This window comes from Burkholderia sp. Bp9004 (assembly GCF_003858025.1).
GTDB lineage: Bacteria > Pseudomonadota > Gammaproteobacteria > Burkholderiales > Burkholderiaceae > Burkholderia > Burkholderia diffusa.
Genome location: NZ_QTQD01000041.1, coordinates 1 through 19,030, shown reverse-complemented (window position 1 = coordinate 19,030; position 19,030 = coordinate 1). Strand labels below are relative to the sequence as shown.

18 protein-coding genes and 2 pseudogenes are annotated in these 19,030 nt (G+C 61.6%); 6 read left to right on the top strand and 14 right to left on the bottom strand.

Features of this window, described 5'->3' with window-relative positions; genetic code table 11:
• Positions 1 to 209 precede the first annotated feature (209 nt).
• On the top strand, positions 210 to 950 hold the full coding sequence (locus DIE08_RS31510) for a response regulator (protein ID WP_059532572.1): 741 nt from the start codon (positions 210 to 212) through the stop codon (positions 948 to 950).
• Positions 947 to 2,269 (top strand): ATP-binding protein, encoded by a 1,323-nt coding sequence (locus DIE08_RS31505; RefSeq protein WP_124905546.1) that lies wholly within the window; start codon positions 947 to 949, stop codon positions 2,267 to 2,269. The genes DIE08_RS31510 and DIE08_RS31505 overlap by 4 nt, the downstream gene beginning before the upstream one ends.
• Positions 2,270 to 2,314: 45 nt before the next feature.
• Here the strand turns inward: DIE08_RS31505 and DIE08_RS31500 are convergent, their stop codons facing one another.
• From DIE08_RS31500 to DIE08_RS31485, 4 genes are all read right to left on the bottom strand, one after another.
• A complete protein-coding gene (locus DIE08_RS31500) occupies positions 2,315 to 2,926 on the bottom strand; it encodes an alpha/beta fold hydrolase (RefSeq protein WP_124905544.1) in 612 nt (203 codons plus the stop codon).
• 53 nt (positions 2,927 to 2,979) lie between these two features.
• Complete coding sequence (locus DIE08_RS31495) at positions 2,980 to 3,714, bottom strand: metallophosphoesterase (protein WP_124905542.1); 735 nt, start codon at positions 3,712 to 3,714, stop codon at positions 2,980 to 2,982.
• A gap of 97 nt (positions 3,715 to 3,811) precedes the next feature.
• Complete coding sequence (locus DIE08_RS31490; protein WP_124905540.1) at positions 3,812 to 4,348, bottom strand: GNAT family N-acetyltransferase; 537 nt, start codon at positions 4,346 to 4,348, stop codon at positions 3,812 to 3,814.
• Positions 4,349 to 4,390: 42 nt separating this feature from the next.
• Positions 4,391 to 5,023: a LysE family translocator gene (locus DIE08_RS31485; protein ID WP_124905538.1), complete on the bottom strand. Its 633-nt coding sequence runs from the start codon at positions 5,021 to 5,023 to the stop codon at positions 4,391 to 4,393.
• 312 nt (positions 5,024 to 5,335) lie between these two features.
• Between DIE08_RS31485 and DIE08_RS31480 the strand changes: the two genes are divergently transcribed.
• Together DIE08_RS31480 and DIE08_RS31470 are read left to right on the top strand one after the other, a co-directional pair.
• Complete coding sequence (locus DIE08_RS31480; RefSeq protein WP_124905536.1) at positions 5,336 to 6,529, top strand: porin; 1,194 nt, start codon at positions 5,336 to 5,338, stop codon at positions 6,527 to 6,529.
• Positions 6,530 to 7,209: 680 nt separating this feature from the next.
• Positions 7,210 to 9,132 carry an SMP-30/gluconolactonase/LRE family protein gene (locus DIE08_RS31470; RefSeq protein ID WP_124629474.1) on the top strand — a complete coding sequence of 641 codons (1,923 nt, stop codon included), beginning with the start codon at positions 7,210 to 7,212 and terminating at the stop codon, positions 9,130 to 9,132.
• A gap of 34 nt (positions 9,133 to 9,166) precedes the next feature.
• Here DIE08_RS31470 and DIE08_RS31465 read toward each other — a convergent pair.
• Positions 9,167 to 9,503 (bottom strand): annotated as a pseudogene (locus tag DIE08_RS31465) (c-type cytochrome); the annotation flags it as partial.
• 483 nt (positions 9,504 to 9,986) lie between these two features.
• Between DIE08_RS31465 and DIE08_RS31455 the strand changes: the two are divergent.
• On the top strand, positions 9,987 to 10,862 hold the full coding sequence (locus DIE08_RS31455) for a LysR family transcriptional regulator (protein ID WP_124905534.1): 876 nt from the start codon (positions 9,987 to 9,989) through the stop codon (positions 10,860 to 10,862).
• Between the two features lie 33 nt (positions 10,863 to 10,895).
• Here the strand turns inward: DIE08_RS31455 and DIE08_RS31450 are convergent, their stop codons facing one another.
• Entirely contained in the window at positions 10,896 to 12,098 is a 1,203-nt protein-coding gene (locus tag DIE08_RS31450; RefSeq protein ID WP_124905532.1) for a multidrug effflux MFS transporter, read from the bottom strand.
• Positions 12,099 to 12,279: 181 nt separating this feature from the next.
• Here DIE08_RS31450 and DIE08_RS31445 point away from each other — a divergent pair.
• Positions 12,280 to 12,468: pseudogene (locus DIE08_RS31445) on the top strand (transposase); the annotation flags it as partial.
• A 403-nt stretch (positions 12,469 to 12,871) separates the two neighbouring features.
• Here DIE08_RS31445 and DIE08_RS31440 read toward each other — a convergent pair.
• The 8 genes from DIE08_RS31440 to DIE08_RS31405 all read right to left on the bottom strand — a co-directional run.
• Positions 12,872 to 13,468, bottom strand: a complete 597-nt coding sequence (locus tag DIE08_RS31440; RefSeq protein ID WP_260436602.1) for an RHS repeat-associated core domain-containing protein — start codon at positions 13,466 to 13,468, stop codon at positions 12,872 to 12,874.
• A gap of 227 nt (positions 13,469 to 13,695) precedes the next feature.
• Positions 13,696 to 14,211: a hypothetical protein gene (locus DIE08_RS31435; RefSeq protein WP_124629823.1), complete on the bottom strand. Its 516-nt coding sequence runs from the start codon at positions 14,209 to 14,211 to the stop codon at positions 13,696 to 13,698.
• Between the two features lie 465 nt (positions 14,212 to 14,676).
• Complete coding sequence (locus DIE08_RS36785) at positions 14,677 to 15,102, bottom strand: polymorphic toxin type 37 domain-containing protein (RefSeq protein WP_409360424.1); 426 nt, start codon at positions 15,100 to 15,102, stop codon at positions 14,677 to 14,679.
• Positions 15,103 to 15,381: 279 nt separating this feature from the next.
• The gene (locus tag DIE08_RS36780; protein WP_409360423.1) at positions 15,382 to 15,630 is read right to left on the bottom strand and encodes a pentapeptide repeat-containing protein; all 249 of its coding nucleotides are present in this window, start codon (positions 15,628 to 15,630) and stop codon (positions 15,382 to 15,384) included.
• Positions 15,631 to 16,020: 390 nt separating this feature from the next.
• A complete protein-coding gene (locus tag DIE08_RS31420; RefSeq protein WP_124905524.1) occupies positions 16,021 to 16,503 on the bottom strand; it encodes a hypothetical protein in 483 nt (160 codons plus the stop codon).
• A gap of 157 nt (positions 16,504 to 16,660) precedes the next feature.
• On the bottom strand, positions 16,661 to 17,533 hold the full coding sequence (locus DIE08_RS36605; RefSeq protein ID WP_311768956.1) for an RHS repeat-associated core domain-containing protein: 873 nt from the start codon (positions 17,531 to 17,533) through the stop codon (positions 16,661 to 16,663).
• Positions 17,534 to 17,784: 251 nt separating this feature from the next.
• Positions 17,785 to 18,111, bottom strand: a complete 327-nt coding sequence (locus DIE08_RS31410; protein ID WP_185715926.1) for an Imm58 family immunity protein — start codon at positions 18,109 to 18,111, stop codon at positions 17,785 to 17,787.
• Positions 18,112 to 18,118: 7 nt separating this feature from the next.
• Positions 18,119 to 19,030, bottom strand: a 912-nt coding sequence (locus tag DIE08_RS31405) for an RHS repeat-associated core domain-containing protein (RefSeq protein ID WP_148096089.1), incomplete at its 5' end; no start/stop codon positions are given.

The window sequence follows — 19,030 nt, the reverse complement described above, 5'->3', positions numbered from 1 at the left end:
CGGCCGCCGCGCAAGTGCGCGGGCCGGACAGGTTTCGACAGCCGTCATTGGGCCGCGCCGACGTATCTGCGGTGTGTCCGGCAAGCCGCGCCTGTGCAATGTTGTGTGTCGTCGCGGCGGCGCGATACATTGGGATACAAACGCGCGCCTGCGATGCGGTATAAAAGCGGACATCGCCAGCCGGAACATCACGCCAACGACATCGACTCATGGACAAGATCGACCACGTACTGATCGTCGACGACGATCGCGCGATCCGCGAACTGATCGCGGACTATCTGGAGAAGAACGGCATGCGCGTGTCGCTTGCCGCGAACGGCCGCGAGATGCGCAACGCGCTCGACGACGGCGCGCCCGACCTGATCGTGCTCGATCTGATGATGCCCGGCGAGGACGGCCTCACGCTGTGTCGCGACCTGCGCGCGGGCAAGTTCCGGACGGTTCCGGTGCTGATGCTGACCGCGCGCGGCGAGGAAACCGATCGCATCATCGGCCTCGAGATGGGCGCCGACGACTATCTCGCGAAGCCGTTCGCGGTGCGCGAACTGCTCGCGCGGATCCGCTCGGTGCTGCGCCGCGCGCGCATGCTGCCGCCGGGCATGCAGGTGACGGAGACGGCCGCGATGCTGGCGTTCGGCGAATGGCGGCTCGACACGACGGGGCGTCACCTGCTCGACACCGAAGGCACGCTGGTCGCGTTGAGCGGCGCCGAGTATCGGCTGCTGCGGGTGTTCCTCGACAATCCGCAGCGCGTGCTGACGCGGGACCAGTTGCTCAACCTCACGCAGGGCCGGCAGTCCGATCCGTTCGACCGGTCGATCGACCTGCTCGTGAGCCGGCTGCGGCAGCGCCTGCGTGACGGCGCGCGCGAGCCGCGCTACATCAAGACGCTGCGCAACGAGGGCTACGTGTTCTCGTCGGCGGTGACCGCGGTCGAAGGCGACGCATGAACACGCGCACGCTGTGGCACTGGCCGCGCTCGCTGTTCGCGCGGCTCGCGCTGATCCTGTGCGTGGGCCTCGCGCTCGCGCAGACGCTGTCGTTCTGGCTCACCGTGACCGAGCGCGACCAGGCGACCACCAACCTGATGATGGGCTACATCGAGCGCGAGGTCGCGAGCTCGGTCGCGCTGCTCGACCACCTGCCGCCCGACCAGCGCGCCGCGTGGCTGCCGCGTCTCGCGCGGCGCAGCTACGCGTTCATCCTCGGGCCGGGCCAGACGGGCACGCCTCCGGAGGCGCGGCTCTCGGCGCGCGTCGAGCGCTCGATTTCGGACGGCATCGGCGGCGATTACCCGCTGACCGCGAACGCGCTCCCCGGCGATCGCGAGCATCTGCAGGTGCATCTGCGCCTGACCGACGGCTCGCCGCTGACGATCGACATCCACCCGATGTCGACGGTGCCGCTGTCGGGCTGGCTGCCGGTCGTGCTCGCGCTGCAGCTCGCGGTGCTGGCCGCGTGCTGCTGGCTCGCGGTGCGGCTCGCGACGCGGCCGCTGAAGCAGCTCGCGCAGGCGGCCGACGCGCTCGGCCCCGACCTGAAGGGCGAACGCCTGAACGAGGACGGCCCGTCCGAAGTCGCGCGCGCAGCCCGCGCGTTCAACGCGATGCAGGACCGCATCGCGCAGTACATGGCCGAGCGCATGCAGATTCTCGCGTCGATCTCGCACGACTTGCAGACACCCATCACGCGGATGCGGCTGCGCGTCGACGTGATGGACGACGGTGCGCAGGGCGCGAAGCTGCGCCAGGATCTGCTCGAGATGGAGCATCTGGTGAAGGAAGGCGTCGCGTATGCGCGCACGCTGCACGGCACGGAAGAGGCCGCGCGCCGCATCGATCTCGACGCACTGCTCGACAGCATCGTGTGCGACTACACGGATGCGGGGCAGGACGTCGCGCTGCACAGCGGCGGGCCGCTCGCGCTCGTCACGCGGCCGAAGGCGCTGCGCCGGATCGTCGGCAACCTCGTCGACAACGCGCTGAAGTTCGCGGGCGCGGCCGAGATCGACGTGCAGCCGGCAGCGGGCGGCGGCGCGGTCATTGCGGTGCTCGATCGCGGCCCCGGCATTCCGGACGATCAGCTCGACGCGGTGTTCGAACCGTTCCGGCGCGTGGAGACGTCGCGCAATCGCGAGACGGGCGGCACGGGCCTCGGCCTCGCGATCGCGCGCCAGCTCGCGCTCGCGATGGGCGGCACGCTCACGTTGCGCAACCGGCCGGACGGCGGCGGGCTCGAAGCGCGGCTGACGCTGGCGAACGCCGCGTGATGCGGCGTCAAGGGCATTGCGGGTTTCGAATCGAAGCGGCCCGCGTCACACGCGCTGCAGATGCGCGTCGACAAGCGGTGCAAGCGTATCCGCATGCATCGCCGCGAGATCGTGGCGGCCGCCCGGCACGACATGCAGCTGCGCATCGGGCAGCCGGTCGAGCAGGCGCCGGCCGGCCGCGATCGGACTGATCGGATCGTCATCCCCCCACAGCAGGAGCGTCGGCTGCGCGATGCGGCCGAGGTCATGCGACAGGTCGGCGCGAAACGTCAGGAACCAGTCGGGCAACTGCGGGTTCGCTTCCGCGAAGGCGGCGCGCCAGTCCTGCGCGCCGAGCCCCTGCATGTCGAGGCCGCCGGACGTGACCGTCAGCACCAGGTGCGTGACGAGCGCCGAACGTTCGAGCGCCGCGCGCATCGCGATCACGCCGCCCATCGATTGCGCGATCACGGCGGTCGGCCGGTCGATCGCGGTCAGCACATGGCGCACGAGGCCGTCGAAGTCGTCGACGGTCGAATCGCGCGGCGTGTCGCCGAAGCCCGGATAGCCGACGATCCGTCGCGCGGCCGGATGCGCGAGGCGGCTCGCGAGCGGTTGCCAGAACGCGGTGCTGCCCGACGCGCCGGGCAGGAAGAGCAGTTGCGATGGAACGGGCATGACGGGATGGTTTTCCGGGAAGCGAAGTGGGTTGAACAAGGCGTGACGCTGCGTCAGCACCGGCCGGTGCGCAGCGCCACGGTCCAGTCGTCGCGGCCGCGCGATGCCGCGGTGGCGGCGGCCGTATGCCAGTCGTATTCGACCGCATGGAACTCGGCGTGCCAGCCGGCCGACGTGCGCGACACCATTGCATAGCGCGCATGCGGCGAACCGGTTTCGATCCGGTGCGGATGCGGTAGATCGTCCATGTACGCCTGCAGCCCGACGCTGCCCGGGTTGACGATCACACGGCCGTCGTCGAGCTTCGCGATGCGCGGCACATGCGTGTGGCCGCACAGGATCAGCGACGCCGGCGCGTCGCCCGCGCGCTGCGCGATTTCATCGGGCGTCGCCGCGCGGCAGCCATCGGGCGTCACCGTTTCGAGGAAATAGACGAGGTCGCTGGCAGGCGTACCGTGCACCATCAGCACGTCTTCGTCGAGCGTCAGGCGCTCGGGCAGCGCGGCGATCCACGCGCGATGCTCGTCGCGCAGCGCATCGTGCGCCCAGCGATCGGACAGCCGCATCGTGTCGCGATCGCCGGTCAGCAGTTGCCGTTCGTGATTGCCCTTGATGGTTGGCAGGTCGAGCGCGATCAGGCGGTCGGCCGTTTCGGCCGGATGGAGCGCGCCTGACACGATGTCGCCGAGGTTGACGATCACGTCGGCGCCGCGGCGACGCACGTCGTCGAGCACCGCGTCAAGCGCGGCGAGGTTGCCGTGGATGTCGGACAGCGCGGCGATTTTCATGGTGAGCAAGTCGAGGCGGGGAACGGCGATTGTCGCGAATTCGGCGCGGTTCGTCCAATCGCGTCGGTGACGCGACACGCGCGACGCGCGACGAGTTTCAGTCGGTCGCGATGCGCGCGTACATCGCGAAATCGCCCGGCACGCCGCGCACCATCCGGTACGCGCGCAACAACCCTTCGTACCGGTAGCCGCATTTCTGCAGGACGCGCGCGGAGGCGGCGTTGCTGCTCAGCACGACGCCCTGGATGCGCATGAAGCCACCTTCGGCGAACGCCCACGCGGTGACGCTCGTGCACAGCGCGCTCGCGATGCCGCGCCCCCAGTGCGACGGTGCGAGGTCGTACGCGATCTCGGCCGAGCGGTTCGCGGTGGACACCGTATGCAGTCCGATCGTCCCCGTGAGCGCGCCCGACGCGTCGTCGACGATTGCGAGACGGCGGATCGAATCCGGATGAGTCGACTCGATATCGTCGAACAGCGGCAACAGATCGTCGCGCGCATGCAGGTTCCAGCTCGTGTGGCGGACGACGTCGTGTTTCGACAGGTACGCATACCACGCGTCGAGATCCGAGCGGTCGAGCTGCCGGAGCGACAGACCGGGGAAACCGGAGCGGGGCGGCGCGGCGATCCTCATCGCGCGCTCATCACGCACGATGCGGCGCGCATGCCGACGCGCCTATGCGGCATGACGCCGGTACAGCGCGAGCGAACCGGCCAGTGCGAGCAGCATCGCGCCGCACGTGCGTTCGAGCCACAGCGCGCCCGAGCGCTTCAGCAGCCGCACCGCACGAGCGCCGAGCAGCGCGTAGCCGAACATCACCGCCCCGTCGAGCAGCGCGAACGTGACCGCGAGCGTGACGTATTGCGGCGCGAGCGGCGCGGACGGATCGAGGAACTGCGGCAGGAATGCGGAGAAGAACAGATAGCCCTTGGGATTGGTCACCGCGGTCAGGAAGCTCTTCGCGAAGATCGACGCGTTGCGTCCGTGCGCCGTGCCGCCATGTGCGACGGCGACGTCGAGCGAGCCCTTCGACGTGAGCAGCCGGATGCCGACATACGCGAGATAGGCGGCGCCCAGCCATTTCACCACCGAGAACCACGATGCCGACGCCATCAGCAGGGCGCCGAGGCCGAGCGCGACCGCGACGATCAGCACGAAGTCGGACAGCATCGCGCCGGCGAAACCGTAGGCCGCGCGGCGCACGCCGTAGCGCGAGCCGTTGGTCAGTGCGAGCAGCACGGTCGGGCCTGGCGTCGCGATACCGACGAACGCGACGGCGGCGAAGATCAGCAAGGTCGTTTGATGCATGCCGATGGCTCCATGTGGAACGCGGGTGCTCGATTATCGGGCGCGCGTTGTCGCGCTGTACAGCGGCGTTCGCTGCACGGCCGATTATCTCGATTCTGGCAAGAAGTTGTTTTCATTATTGCGCTGTTGATGGGAACCGGTTCCAACTACCATGGCGGCCGTGGCGGGCATGCTCGCCGCGACGTCGCGCGCGTATCGCACGCGCGCGTTCCCGTGTGCGGACGCGGCCGGCGTCGCATGCCGGCGGGGCTCCCGGCCGCACGCGCTACTCGCATAGAACAACGGGCTCACCGCCCGGAGACGCTAAAAACCATGAACAAGCAACTGATCGCAGCACCGCTGCTGCTCTCGCTCGCGGGCATCGCATCCGCGCAAAGCTCCGTCACGCTGTACGGCATCGTCGACGCGGGCGTGACCTATCGCAGCAACGAACGGGTCGGCTCGCCGGGCGCCTATACAGGGCATTCGAACGTCGGGCTGACCACCGGCAACCTGTCCGGCAGCCGCTGGGGCATCAAGGGTTCCGAGGATCTCGGCGGCGGGATGCGCGCGCTGTTCGTGCTCGAGAACGGCTTCGACATCACCAACGGCACGTCGGGGCAGGGCGGTCGCCAGTTCGGCCGGCAGGCCTTCGTCGGCGTCGGCAGCAACCGTTACGGCACGGTCACGCTCGGCCGCCAGTACACGTCGCTCGACGACTTCGTGAGCCCGGTCGGCCCGTCGTCGTACATCGGCGGCTTCGGTGCGCACCCGGGCGACATCGACGATCTCGACCAGACCGCGCGCGTCGACAGTTCGATCAAGTACACGAGCGCGAACTACGCGGGCTTCACGTTCGGCGCGCTGTACGGCTTCGGCAGCCAGCCGGGCAGCATGAAGCAGCGCAACACGTGGAGCATCGGCGCGGCATACGCGGCGGGGCCGCTGCGCGTGGGCGTCGGCTACGAGCGTTCGGACAACAGCAAGACGGGCGCGACCGACCCGACGGCCGGCAAGTGGCAGAGCACCGACGACGGCCTGTTCAACTCGTCGATCAACGAAGGTTATGCGAGCGCGCAGTCGCAGCAGATCATCGCGACCGGCGCGACGTACGACTTCGGCCCTGCCGTGGTCGGCGTGAACTACAGCAACGTGCAGTACCGCAGCGGTGCCCAGTCGCTGTTTAACGGCCACGCGACCTTCAACGTCGCGGGCGTGTTCACGCGCTGGAACGTGCAGCCGCAGACGCAGCTGTTCGCGGGCTACAGCTACACGCGCGGCAGTGACGTCGACGGCATCGACAACCGCGCGCAGTATCACAACGTCACGCTCGGCGCGGTCTACGACCTGTCGAAGCGCACCAGCGTGTACCTGCTCGGCGCGTACCAGCATGCGTCCGGCACGACGCTCGACGCGCTCGGCCGGCCGGTGGCCGCGACCGCATCGGTGTCGGACAAGGCGAACGGCCACTCGTCCGACTCGCGGTCGCAGGCGATCGTCAGCCTCGGCCTGCGCCAGAAGTTCTGACGTCACGCGCATGACCGGCCGCTCGCGTTCGATGCGGGCCGCCGGTTGCGTGGCCCGCTGCTGATCGATGTCTGTTCCATCGCCAGCGCGTGATCGACGTCGTCGATGCGCTGCCCAGGTACCTCGACGGTTGGGGCGGCGCGACGCTCGACAGCGCGAGCTGACCTGAACCGGCCGCACGCCCGCCCGGGGCGCGGCCTTCCTCGTCATCGCTGTCCACCTCTCCTTTGCCGCACGCGCGGTCCATCCCGCTCCTCATCCGCATCTTCATTGGCAACGGCAACCCGCCGCACGTCGCCTTATTTCATGTATTCACGATTTTCCCGGCAATGCAGCGCGCAAGGGGCAATATTTTTTCTCTTTCATTTTAATTTCGATTTGTAATCATTTAATCGATTTGGCGGCAATGGAAGTTCAATGCGCGCGAATCAGAAAAAATGACGCGCTCGGATTAGGTGCTTCGGAATAAAGTGCCGGAAAAAGCGGCTCGCGAGAGCGCTGTCGGGCGGGGGGCTGCGATACGAAGCCCGGAGCGATGCGTCGTCAGTCAGGCGGCATCGCGCGGTAAAGGAATGTAATGAATGATTCGCAGCGAAATTGAATCGGTTTTTGAAAAAATCACCAATATTTCATACGCGGCGAATTAGAGTGTAAAAAACGATCGTCCGGGAGCATCATTCATGTTATCGAAACAAATTCGTGCGGCATTGCTTGGGCTGTGCATGGCAATGCTGGCGCCGGCCGGTCACGCACAAGCGCAATACACGACGGACTGGCTCGCGAACACGTTCGGCACGCTCGCCGCGCACGTCGGCAACGGTGCGCGCTCGCTTTGGGTCGCGCCCGAGGGCGTGATCTATACGGCGTCGCGCTGGGACGAGAACGCGGGCGGTGTCGCGATCTACCAGAACGGGCAGACGCTCGGCACCATCGGCATCCATGACGAATTCCAGGGTGGCGCGATCACCGGCAACGCGAACTCGCTGTTCGTCGCGCTCGGCTACAACCGCACGTTCGGCAGCGGCTCGGTCGGCCGCTACAACCGCAGCACGAACCAGCGCGACTTGCGCATTCCCGTCAGCACGTGGACGGGCATCCAGTACGCGGACGTGATCACGGGCCTCGCGACGACCGGCAACCTGCTGTACGTCAGCGACTTCTACGGTAACCGCGTGCGCGTCTACACGACGGACGGCGTGTGGCAGCGCGATATCGGCGTATCGGGCCCCGGTGCGCTGGCGCTCGATGCGGCCGGCAACCTGTGGGTCGCGCGCAAGAGTGCGGGTGTCGTCGCGCAGTTCAGCCCGACGGGCACGGCGATGAGCACGATCCAGATGGCGGCCCGCGCGCGGCCGGCGTCGCTGTATTTCGATGCGCCGAGCGGGCAGTTGCTGGTGGGCGACGAAGGCCCCGACATGAACATCAAGATCTACGCGCTCGTGGGCCAGCCCGTGCAGCGCGGCACGTTCGGCGTGCAGGGCGGGTATCTCGACACGACTTCGGGCATCAAGGGGCAGGTCGGCGACAAGCGCTTCACGCGCGTCGCCGGCATGGGCAAGGACGCGGCAGGCAACCTGTACGTGCTGAACAACGCGTGGGGCGGCGGCTGGGATCTCGGGCGCAATGGCAGCACCGACCTCCATTCGTACAGCCCGACGGGCGTGCTGCAATGGAAGCTGCAGGCGCTGAACTTCGAGGCCGCCGCCGCGCCCGATCCGGCCACCGACGGGGCATTCTTCTACAGCGGCAACAACGTGTACACCGGCACCGCGGGCGGCACGTTCGTCGCGAACACGATCGATCCGTTCACCTATCCGAAGGACCCGCGCCTCGACATGAACGACTACCAGCGCGGTCAACATTTCGGCCAGCTCGCGCTCGTGAACGGCACGCGGATGCTGGTCGCGACCGGACAGAATCCGGGCAACTACAACATCTATCACTTCAACGGCGCGAGCGGCTACATCGCGATTCCGGACGGTTCGATCCCCGGCAAGCCGTTCAACACGACGCTGCAGGTGACGGCCGGCTTCTCGCTCGACGACAACGGCGACGTGTGGGCCGGGCTCGATCGCACGAACAACATTTCGCATTATCCGATGACGGGTTTCGACGCGACCGGGAAACCGACGTGGGGCAAGCCGGTGCAGATTCCGATTCCGCGCACCGTGCTGCCGCTCACACGAATCATCTACCAGGCCGACAGCGACACGATGATCCTCGCGCAGGGCATCTCGGGCAGCTGGGACTGGACAGCGATGAACGGGCACATCGAGGTCTATCGCGGCTGGAAGGCCGGCAACACGAGCACGCCGAACGTCGCGATCAACCTGACGAGCGCGAATCCGAAATCGATGGCGGCGGCAGGCCACTACCTGTTCGTCGGCTACGTGCACACGGTGCCGAACGTGGACGTGTTCGACCTGAACACCGGCAGCCTCGTGACCACGCTGACGAATTCGAACACGTCGGCGATGGACGTCGGCAACGACGTCGACTCGATGTACGGCATCCGTGCGTACCTGCGCTCGACCGGCGAATACGTGATCACGAAGGACAACTACAACGGGTCGAGCCTCGTCGTGTATCGCTGGCATCCGTGATCAGGCATGCCGCGCCGCTCGGGCCAGCAGGGTTTCATGGCGCGCCGGGCACGCGGCCGTTCACTGCGCGCCTGTACTTCGAGTCGGGCGTGTCGTGGAATTTCGCGCGGGTGTCCTGCACCGAGCCGGTGAAAACGGGGGGCCTTCGGGCGCTCGTGACTGTCCATGAAGGTCGCGACCTCCCACGCTTCCTGATCGGTCAGCGTGCCGCCGAGCCCAAGCAGCATGTTCGCCTTCACGAAACCGGCCGCGTTGCGGATGTCGCCCATGCCTGCGCCCCAGTTGAACGAGCGTGCACCCTAGAGCGCCCTAAAGACCGGCTTGCCGCCGCTCGATTGCACCTGGCCGTCCGCGCCGTGGCACAGCGTGCAGGCCTCGGGCGCGCGGCGGCGAGCAGCGCGGTGCCGGCCGCGAGGCCGAGTGTCTTGAGCGCGCCTCGGCACGCATGCCGGTCGGACATGGCTCATCTCCCGGAATCGTTTGTGTGAGGGCGTGTCGCGTTGCCGTACGACGATGCTGCGTCGAGAATGCGTCGCCAGTCTAGCCACGCGCGCTCGATACGGAAAATCGCGATATCGGATGGGAGATATCCGGGGGGGCTGATGATTTGGCAGGAGGGCGGGGGCGGTGTGATCGCTTCAACCACCATCGGCTCGAATGTTGCAACGGGCCTTTTTGAGGATCGCCGGGTTGTTTAGGGTCTTCCAGCGGACGGCTCCGGTTTCAGTCGGCAAATTGCTCACCTTATTGATATGGATGACTGATTATGTGAGGTGGGGAGTAGAGGAGCGACTTGTATAATTTCCCCCCCCCCCACGAATGCAAACATGCTTCACCGAGAGAGAACGTTAACCATGAACTGGGACGATGCCCGTGTTTTTCTGGCAGTTCATCGCGCCGGGACGCTGCGCGAGGCCGCAGTCGTGCTCGATGTCGATCAGGCTACCGTGGGGCGACGGCTGACGGCGCTGGAGAAAGCGCTGGGCGCGAAGCTGTTTCTCAAGACGTCGTCCGGCTATGTCGTGACGCAGATCGGCGAGGATTCGCTGCAGGCCGCGGAAGAGATGGAGCAAGCGGCGTGCAAATTCGAGAGGCGCGTCCACGGCTCGGACGACCGGCTCGAAGGCGAGGTTCGGGTGACGACGACCGATTCCCTGGCGATGGATTTCGTTGTTCCCGCGATACGGGCGTTGCGACGGAAATGCCCCGCGATACACGTGATCCTGACGACGTCCGTCCAGGTACTGAACCTGACCCGGCGCGATGCGGATCTCGCGATTCGAACCGTGATGCCGGAAAACCCCGATCTCGTTCGGCGGAAGCTGGCCGAGTGGGAGGTCGGGCTGTTCGCGAGCCGCGAGTATCTGGATGCACATGGGGCGCCCGCGACCGGATCCGCCTTCGACGGGCATGACCTGGTTGTCTACCAGCCTTCCATCACCTCCAATCAGGCACACACGCTGTGCGGCGAGTCGATGGAACGCGGGCGCATCGTTGCGCAAGTCAGTTCGAGCTTGATGCTGGCGACATCGATCCGGTCGGGCATCGGCATCGGCGAACTCCCCGTGTATATGGCGCAAGAAGACGATTCGCTCGTGCGAATCTGGCCCGACAGGACGCGCGCCGCGCCGTATCAGGTCTGGCTCGTGTCGCATACGGACCTGAACCGGACGGCGCGCGTTCGGGCGGTCACCGCCGAGATCGCTGCTTCGTTCGGTCGCTATCGATAGCGGCCGGGATTTCGCTGGCGCGGGGCAACTTGCTCAACGGGGCTGGGTTTTACGCATCGAGAGCGTGCGTCGCGCGGCATACCAGCGAGGCACGATCGCGACTGCCGCGACGATCGCGAAGAAGGGAATAGCCGTCGCCAGCACGTGACTGCCGGTACCGAGCAGGCCGCTGGACACGGTGGCCGCGAGCGACGCACTCCCGATCTGGAAGAAGCCGACGAGCCCGGACGCCGTGGCCGCGCGTCCGTGTTCGCTCGCGATGGCGCCCGACACGGCGAGCGACAGCGACGATCCGTTCGACAGGCTGACGAGGAACATCGGCACTACGATCGCGACGATGCCTTCGACGTGCGACGACTCGCACAGGGCGAACGCGATGCCGCCGGCCACGAAGCAGCTCACGCCGGCCACGACGATTGCATCATAGGACATCCGGTCGAGCATGCGGCGCGAGATCATGTTGGCGGACACGATGCCGGCGGTCAGCGGCAGATAAAGCCAGCCGCTTTGCTGTTCCGACAGGCCAAGGCTGGAGAAGATGAACGGCGACTGCGTCAGGTACACGAACCACGCGCAATAGATTGCGCAGACTACGAGCGTGTACCGGATGAATGCCCGGTCCCCGAGCACGTCGGCGAAGCCGGCCAGCGGCATGGCGCGATGTTGCCCCGGTGTGACGGGCGGCCGCGTTTCTTTCAGAAGCAGCTGGACAAGCACGAGCGCGACCCCGCCAAACCCGGCGACGAAATTGAAATCGCTCCGCCACCCGAACCACGCAGCCAGATATCCGCCGATCGCGGGGGCAATTGCCGGAGACAGCGACACGAGCGGATACACGATGCTGTAGACCTTTGCGGATGCCTGCTTGTCGCAGGTGTCGGCGATGATCGCGCGACCGATGACGAGGCCGGACGCCGCGCCGAGGGCTTCGAGGACGCGCCAGCCGAGAAAGCTCGCGAAACCGCCCGCGTTTGCGCAGCCGATCGAGCCGAGGATGTACAGGAGGATGCCGGCCGTGAGCACGGGTTTGCGTCCCCATCGATCGGAGAGGGGGCCGTAGAACAGCTGCGCACATGCGAGCGCGATCAGGTAAGCCGATACCGTCTGCGGCATCTGCCATGCGCCGATCGAAAATTCGTGGGCCATCGACGGCATCGCGGGCAGGTAGACGTCGGACGCGATCAGGCCAAAGGCGCTCAACATGGAGACGACGAGGATGAGTGAGAAGTTGGACATGGTCGCTGGGTGGTGGTGGCGGAGCGCGTGAACCGATTGACGTGACGACGCGCGTTGAGCGGCCCTGGGAAAAGGCCGGAGGCGATCTTACGGCGTGCGATGCGGTTCGGGAGCGGGCGGAATTGCATCGCTCGGATGCATTTTTGCGGGCGGTCGAAGTGCGGGGGCGGGGAGGCGCGTGGGTTGCGGCGTCAGGACCGCCGCCAGACTCGTAACCGAGGCCGCGCATAAAGCGTTCGCTTTGGCCCCCCACTTGGCGGCCTACGCTGGTCTTGCCCCGGTCACCCGGCGCTCAGGCTCATCCATCCGTGGCGAGCATCTATCCAGACGCGGCAACAAGGTGCTCAAGCGCGCCTTGTTCCTATCCGCCTGCTAGCTGGCTCGCCCACGATGCAGGCTTCCACGTTGGGCACACGCTCCACATTCACATCGAACACGGCAAGCTCATCATTACGGCCGCACAGATCGCATCCGCAGTGACGCAGGCAGAGCAGATCGTCATCATTCCCGATTGCAGTCGACCGCGATAACTACAAGGGGCGCTACTGCGGCCCTTGGTCATTAATTAATAGCACTCACATTTGTAGTCTACTATCGTATATTTCGGAGAAGCCGGCTTAGGCTCAATCAGTCGACCAAAGCGATTTGATTCCTTGCATGTGTCGGCACACCGCCTCAGTTTTCCATTGTATGTTTCCGGATTCGAAGTTGTTCCTAAAATTGCAATAAAACAAAAGATGACGATAGATGCAACCATCAAAAATACGGGATCCTTAAATAGCCGAGTCATACGGAAACCACTCCGTGCAAGTAAATTTACGACGATCAGACCAACCTTCTGGAACGATGCTTTGAGTTTGAAAATCCGGTTGACGTCTGCATTGCCTACCTGAATTGTCAGTCATCCCTAGCGACGAGTCGCCAAAATATTCCTTCGCGTAATATTGTTTGATGGTTGGCATACTCCACTGTACGTTAACTCCGACCCATTCCCCTGGAAGGACGGGAGAAGGGAACGCGAGGTTGGAGACGTCACCATAGATACCTCTGATCGACGTGCTTCTTGAAAGAGTTGGCAGCGGTGGCTGCGTACTCGCGCGATAAAGATTCCCCATTCCGAGTAATACAGGTCCGGTCTGAAGACCAAGCGAGTCAATCCAGCTTATCGGATTCAGTGCGTACTGATAGACGTTCAGGCCACCGGCCAGCTCAATCGGGTCCTGAGTGATGTACCGCCCCACCTGTGGATCGTACGTTGCCGCAATTCGCTGGAAGTTTGGCCCCGATGACGCCTGGGCTATTTGGATTATGTCGACCGTACTCGTAGTATTGCGTGACTCCGGTAGTACTGTAGAGCAAAATGCCGGCATGTCCACCCAGCCAATTACTTGTTTTCCCATTCGCATACTCGATCGGATAATCAGGCTCCGGCTGCCGGCGGGACTGCGGTGCGCACGCTGACCCCAACTCAGCGCGCGCTGGATGCGCAGGCTTGGCTGGCTACTAGCCGCGAGTTGGGGCATGAGCGAGCGCAGATCATGGCGGTGTATCTTGGGAGTTGGAGTTGCCCATTGCGCCGATAGTTCGTTAATCGATGTTATTTATCTTTTCGCGCCATTTCCAAACCGAATTTGCGAAGCTTGTTGCGCTCGGCCCCTTCTTTGGGTAGCACTAGTGACAAGACGTCCACACCAAATTGAGCAATGGTCTGGGAGTGTTTTTCACCGGAGAGCCACATGCGGCGGAAAGCACCCAGTGCAACTTGGATAGGGTACTTTCTCGCGATCATATCCCCGACAGAGAAGCGCAATGTCTCATCGTTATATTCTTTTGAGTTATTGATTACGGATTCTAATAGGGAGCTTTCTTGGTCGGAGGTGAGCTTATCGAATTCGTTGTAAATTGCAGAAATGAAGTAATCTATGCCATTCTTGGAAAAAACTAGAGGGTCTGATAGCACCTCCAGATACAGTGAGAATATGTCCTTGGGAAGTGGTGAAACTAATAACGAAAGGTACTCTAACTCAAACGCAATCTCGGCTACCTCTTTTCGTCTGGGGTTAGCCGGTAAAGCGCGTATCCGAAGTCGGAGGTCGTTAACAGTAGTCGTCATGGTACAGCCACGTTAGCAGGGAGAGTCCACCATAGAGGTGGCACCAAGGATGCCAATCGCCGCAGCTCACGAATAGCGCTACGAACTCGAAGCGCCGCAAGATTTTGCGGCCATTCGCTCATCGCTTCACTTGCCAGTCTGGGTTTCTGTCTACTCCTTCCCGGCAAACATACTCTTGTACCAAACCCCTTTTGGATTGTTCAGCCAGTCAAATCTCTTATTCCTCGCGAGCGGACGAAAGGGTGAAAGGGGTATCCTATAGCGCCACAAAAGCACAATCAGTTCACGCATTGAATCGCTACTTAAATCTCTAATCGAGATGTACAATAATAAATCCCTTCCATCCCCCTTGATACTGCGGATGGAGGAAATGCCATTAAATCCATCGAACAACCTGCTTTCGTCGCATTTTGAATAAAAAGAACCTAGTCTAATTCTGATCAGCATATTAAAGCCTCAATAAATTCACCGCCTGTGACCGCCGGGATAGATATTGTCATAACGCTCTGGATATTGAACATCCCAGTGCGGTCCTCCATGAGCATCACCACCAGGCCCCGTAGGGACCCAAACGCCGCCTTTCTTGTCGCGCCACCCCCACCCTTTAGGTGATTTAACCCAGTCATCGCCGCCTTTGGGTGAGCAAAAACCTTCGGCCTTTCCTAGCTTTCCCGGAGCTTTCGGCACGTCTGGATCGTAAGCATTACTTCGTTCTGCCGGTAGGAGTCGTCGTACTCGGGTTGGTCGAGAAACTCGATAATAGGCGAGCCATCTGACGCGGTGTCGATCCGGGCGCACGGTGGCGATGCGCTGGTTGAGCGCGTCGTACTCGTGCTGGAGCACGCCCACGAGCGGCTGGCTCAGGCGAGTGTAGTGCTGCTGCTCGCGCATCTTTTGGTGGTCGGTATGTAATCCATAATATCGTTGGTCCCTATCAACCATCCTTGACCTTCTCAGCTAAAGCGGTAGCAGATATACCGTCAGTCAAAGCTTGAGAGTACTGGTTACGACATGCCAACCCAGGATTCCTTAAGAGATAACAGCCTGGGGGGATAACTAGCCAAGAGAGAAATCTCCAGGTCGAATGTACCCAGAAGTTTTATCAGCTCGGCTGTATTTTTGTGAAACTCTAGCCATGACCTAGAGGTCGAGCGTTGAGGGGCGATGTGCTCAGCGGCTTGGGGACGGGGCTGGGAACGCGTATTCCGGCAATCCCTTACACCTAGCTGCCTTGCCGCCAAACCATTGGGTACCATCAAAGCTACATGGCGAATGAAAATTGTCCTCCTCAAATCGACAGTCTGAAAATTCACAATTCAGGAAGCGGCAATCAGCGAAGTTAGATCCACGGAATACACAGCCAATGAATTTGGTGTCGACAAAAAGACAGCAATTGAATAGCCCCCAATACCAATTCAAATCCTCCAAGGAGCACGACAAAAAACCGAATCAACATTTTTTCCGTCAAGCGAAAAATTTTTAAGCGTGCAATATCTGAGAACCGATCCTTCCATCATCTTCGATAGCGACGATTCGTCGCTGAACTCTACATATTCGAATGTCAACCTCAATTTATTGGAGGTCAGGAGCGAGCGGAACGAGCGCTAGCTCCTAGTGAGTCCGTCGAGAAATTACGGCGCCGGAATCAAGTTGCGTGGCGGGAGCAACGCTTTTAGGCTTTCATTGCTTATCCAATAAGCAATCCCAATTCACGTCATCGCATCGACAACTTTTGACTCGGTGTTATCCGTGGGGCGGGAGTGCCAGCGCACCGCATGCACAACACAGCTTTAGCGTCACTTGTGTCGGCTATCGAGGTGCTGCACCAGTCAATTTTTCTTCATAGTCAGCAAGCATGGCACCTATCTTTTCGCTCTCGTCAGAGAGGGTGGGGAGTTCTCCACTATCAGCAATTCCCTTAAGAAAATAGTATTCGAGATCAGATTTGATAGAACCCCGCCTAAGAATTTGCAGATACCTTCTGGAGTAACGACGCCTAACCTCACTCAAGGTGAAGGCGCCACGACTAGAAAATTTCGCATCTGCTTCAGCGACTTTCTGGGGAGACCAGTCGGCGGTCGTCTCGACCACATCGTTGACAGCCATCTGCAACCCTTTTTTGGCATCTGAAGTTGACTTCTTCTCCAAATTCTCAAGGAATGCTATAGGCTGATCTTCCGGGTTTTGGCTTTTTTCCCAAACGGGCACAAACCAATCCACATAGCACACAAAGAAGATTTTCAACTTCTCATAAGCGCTAGGTGATGGCTTTTGGGATATCATGGTGATCATTATTTGCAAGTGCATTGGCCGGCTGGTACTGGCTTTCCAAATTGAGCTAGCGCGGCAGGCAGGTATAGCAATGGCCTCGCTGGATTGATAGGCGAGATACCATTGATCAAATTTCTAGAGATTCCACCACTACTTTGAACCTTTCCATTCAACTCAATCAATTGCTGGTCACGCCCACGAATGGCACGGTAGCTCGGCGAAGACCTGTCCAGGACGGGGGCAAGAAGCCTTCAGCCGTCAAGTACGCTTGACCGTAAGATCCATTTTTCACGTTGGTTTCCGAATCCTCATAACCCGACGTTCTTCCGCTATAACACTGCCCAGTTGTCGGATCGTATCGGGTGTAAGTTTGATAAGTTTTTTCGCGGGTCAGCTTATCCAGCGATTTTGTTGTCGCAGTTGCCAGCCTATCCGCTAGCAACTTTCCATCGGGAATTGCAGACCCCAGAATCGGGCCAACAGGCGCCGGAATGGGATAAGCCTGTAGCCCTCTCGGTTCGATGTTGCTCAGCGGGTTGCCGGCCACATAACTGTAAGCATTCAGTCCACCTTGCAGCCTGATTGGATCCTTGCTGACGTAGCGCCCCACCTCCGGGTCGTAGTACCGATACCGGTTGTAGTGCAGCCCCGATTCATGGTCATGGTACTGCCCCTGGAACCGGATGGGGTTGGCGATCAGTGCCTTCCCCGATGCCTTCCTGATCGCCTCCTGCGCGACTCCCCAGGCGCGGTACTCTGCGCTCCACGCAATTTCGCTCTGCTCGTCCGTCAGTTCCTGCGGTGTGCCGAGGTGATCGCATTGGTACCACGCCAGGCAGTTGACGGCCGGTGCGGGCGGGTCTTCGTCCTGCCGGTAGTAATCGCCGTACTCGGGCTGGTCCAGCAATTCGATGGCGTCGTCGCGCACCGCCTGCGCCACCGGCACAAAGCTGCCGGGGTTGTACACGTAGTGGGTGGTGCGCGCACCAAAGCCGTCTTCGTCGGCGATCTTGCTCTCCCACGCCAGCGTATCGCCATCCCAGCCATACAACGTGAAAACGCATTGCAGCTCGCGGTGCGCTTCACGCGCTCGGCTCGGTTCCAGTGTGGCCCCGCTTCCCTTCTTTCGTCGTAGTGCGCCTGGCTGTGCTTGTACAGGCGCCGGCCGAGCGCGTCGTAGGTATAGTTGACCTTCAGGCGATCATCTTCGTAGTGGGTGAGGCGGTCGAACAGATCTCCGACTTTTCCTAGAGCCGCGAGGAAGGGGAGAGGCAAGCTTACGATCAGTTTGGGCCTGATGCGTCAATTTCCAATATTTTTCAAAAATCCATTCTCAATATTAAAGCGGACGTCGCCAAACCAGATGGCATTCTTCTCCTCTTTAACAAGGATGGAGTCGGCTGGTCGAGCCGCCGCCTCTGCCTGCAAGCGCTTAACAAGGGTGTCTCTCTCCATTCCCTTCCAGGCATCTCCAAGAAGATTTTCTATGCTGTTTAACGCGGCATTGCTCGCGCTGAGGCTTTGGTTGGCGTAGCTTAGACTGATGGAACGATCTACCCACAGGTATGCTAATATTGCGCATAATGTCAACAATATAAATATTATAGAATGGTAAATGATCGATTTCATAGTTCGCCTAATTCCTTCCTGCGTTGAATACATCCCTCGAGAAGGTTCTGCAGTGATTTGCATTCCATGGTGTCCAGCTATATGATTTTCGATCTACATTATTGGCAATGTCTATAGCGTATTCGGCAGCTTTTTTCTCATCCACCGTAACATCGCATTTGAGTTCGGTTTTGGTGCCTTTCCCTGCCTTCCTTGATAAGGCTTCACTTAGCACATCAAGTGACTTTTGAGTGGGTTGACCGTCCGCGCCGAGAGACAGATTGGGGACGCTTACCCGTCGTACGTTGCCGGAATTCGCTGGAAGTTTGGCCCCGATGATGCCTGGGTTATTTGGATTGTATCGACCGTACTCATAGTATTGCGTGACTCCGGTAGTGCTGTATAGCAAAATGCCGGCATGTCCGCCAAGCCAAGTACTTGTTTTCCCATTCGCATACTCGATTGGATAATCAGGAAATAGTACGCCACAGGCTGCCAATCCAACTGGGTCGATATTTCCAGTCGGATTGCCAGCCACATAGCCGTATATGTTGATGCCTCCGCTATAACCAATCGGATCTTTGCTGACGAACCTCCCCACCGTCGGATCATAGTACCGATGCCGGTTATAGTGCAGCCCCGTCTCATGGTCATGGTACTGCCCCTGGAAGCGGATGGGATTGGCGATCAGCGCCTTCCCCGAGGCCTTGCGGATCGCCTTCTGCGCAACACCCCAAGCACGGTACTCCGCGCTCCACGCAATCTCGCTGTACTCGTCCGTCAGTTCCTGCGGCGTGCCTAGGTGATCGCACTGGTACCACGCCAGGCTGTTGATCGGCGGCGCTGGCGGCGGAGGGCCCCACAGCGGGTCTTCATCCTGCCGGTAGTAATCGCCGTACTCGGGCTGGTCGAGCAGTTCGATGGCTTCCTCGCGCACCGC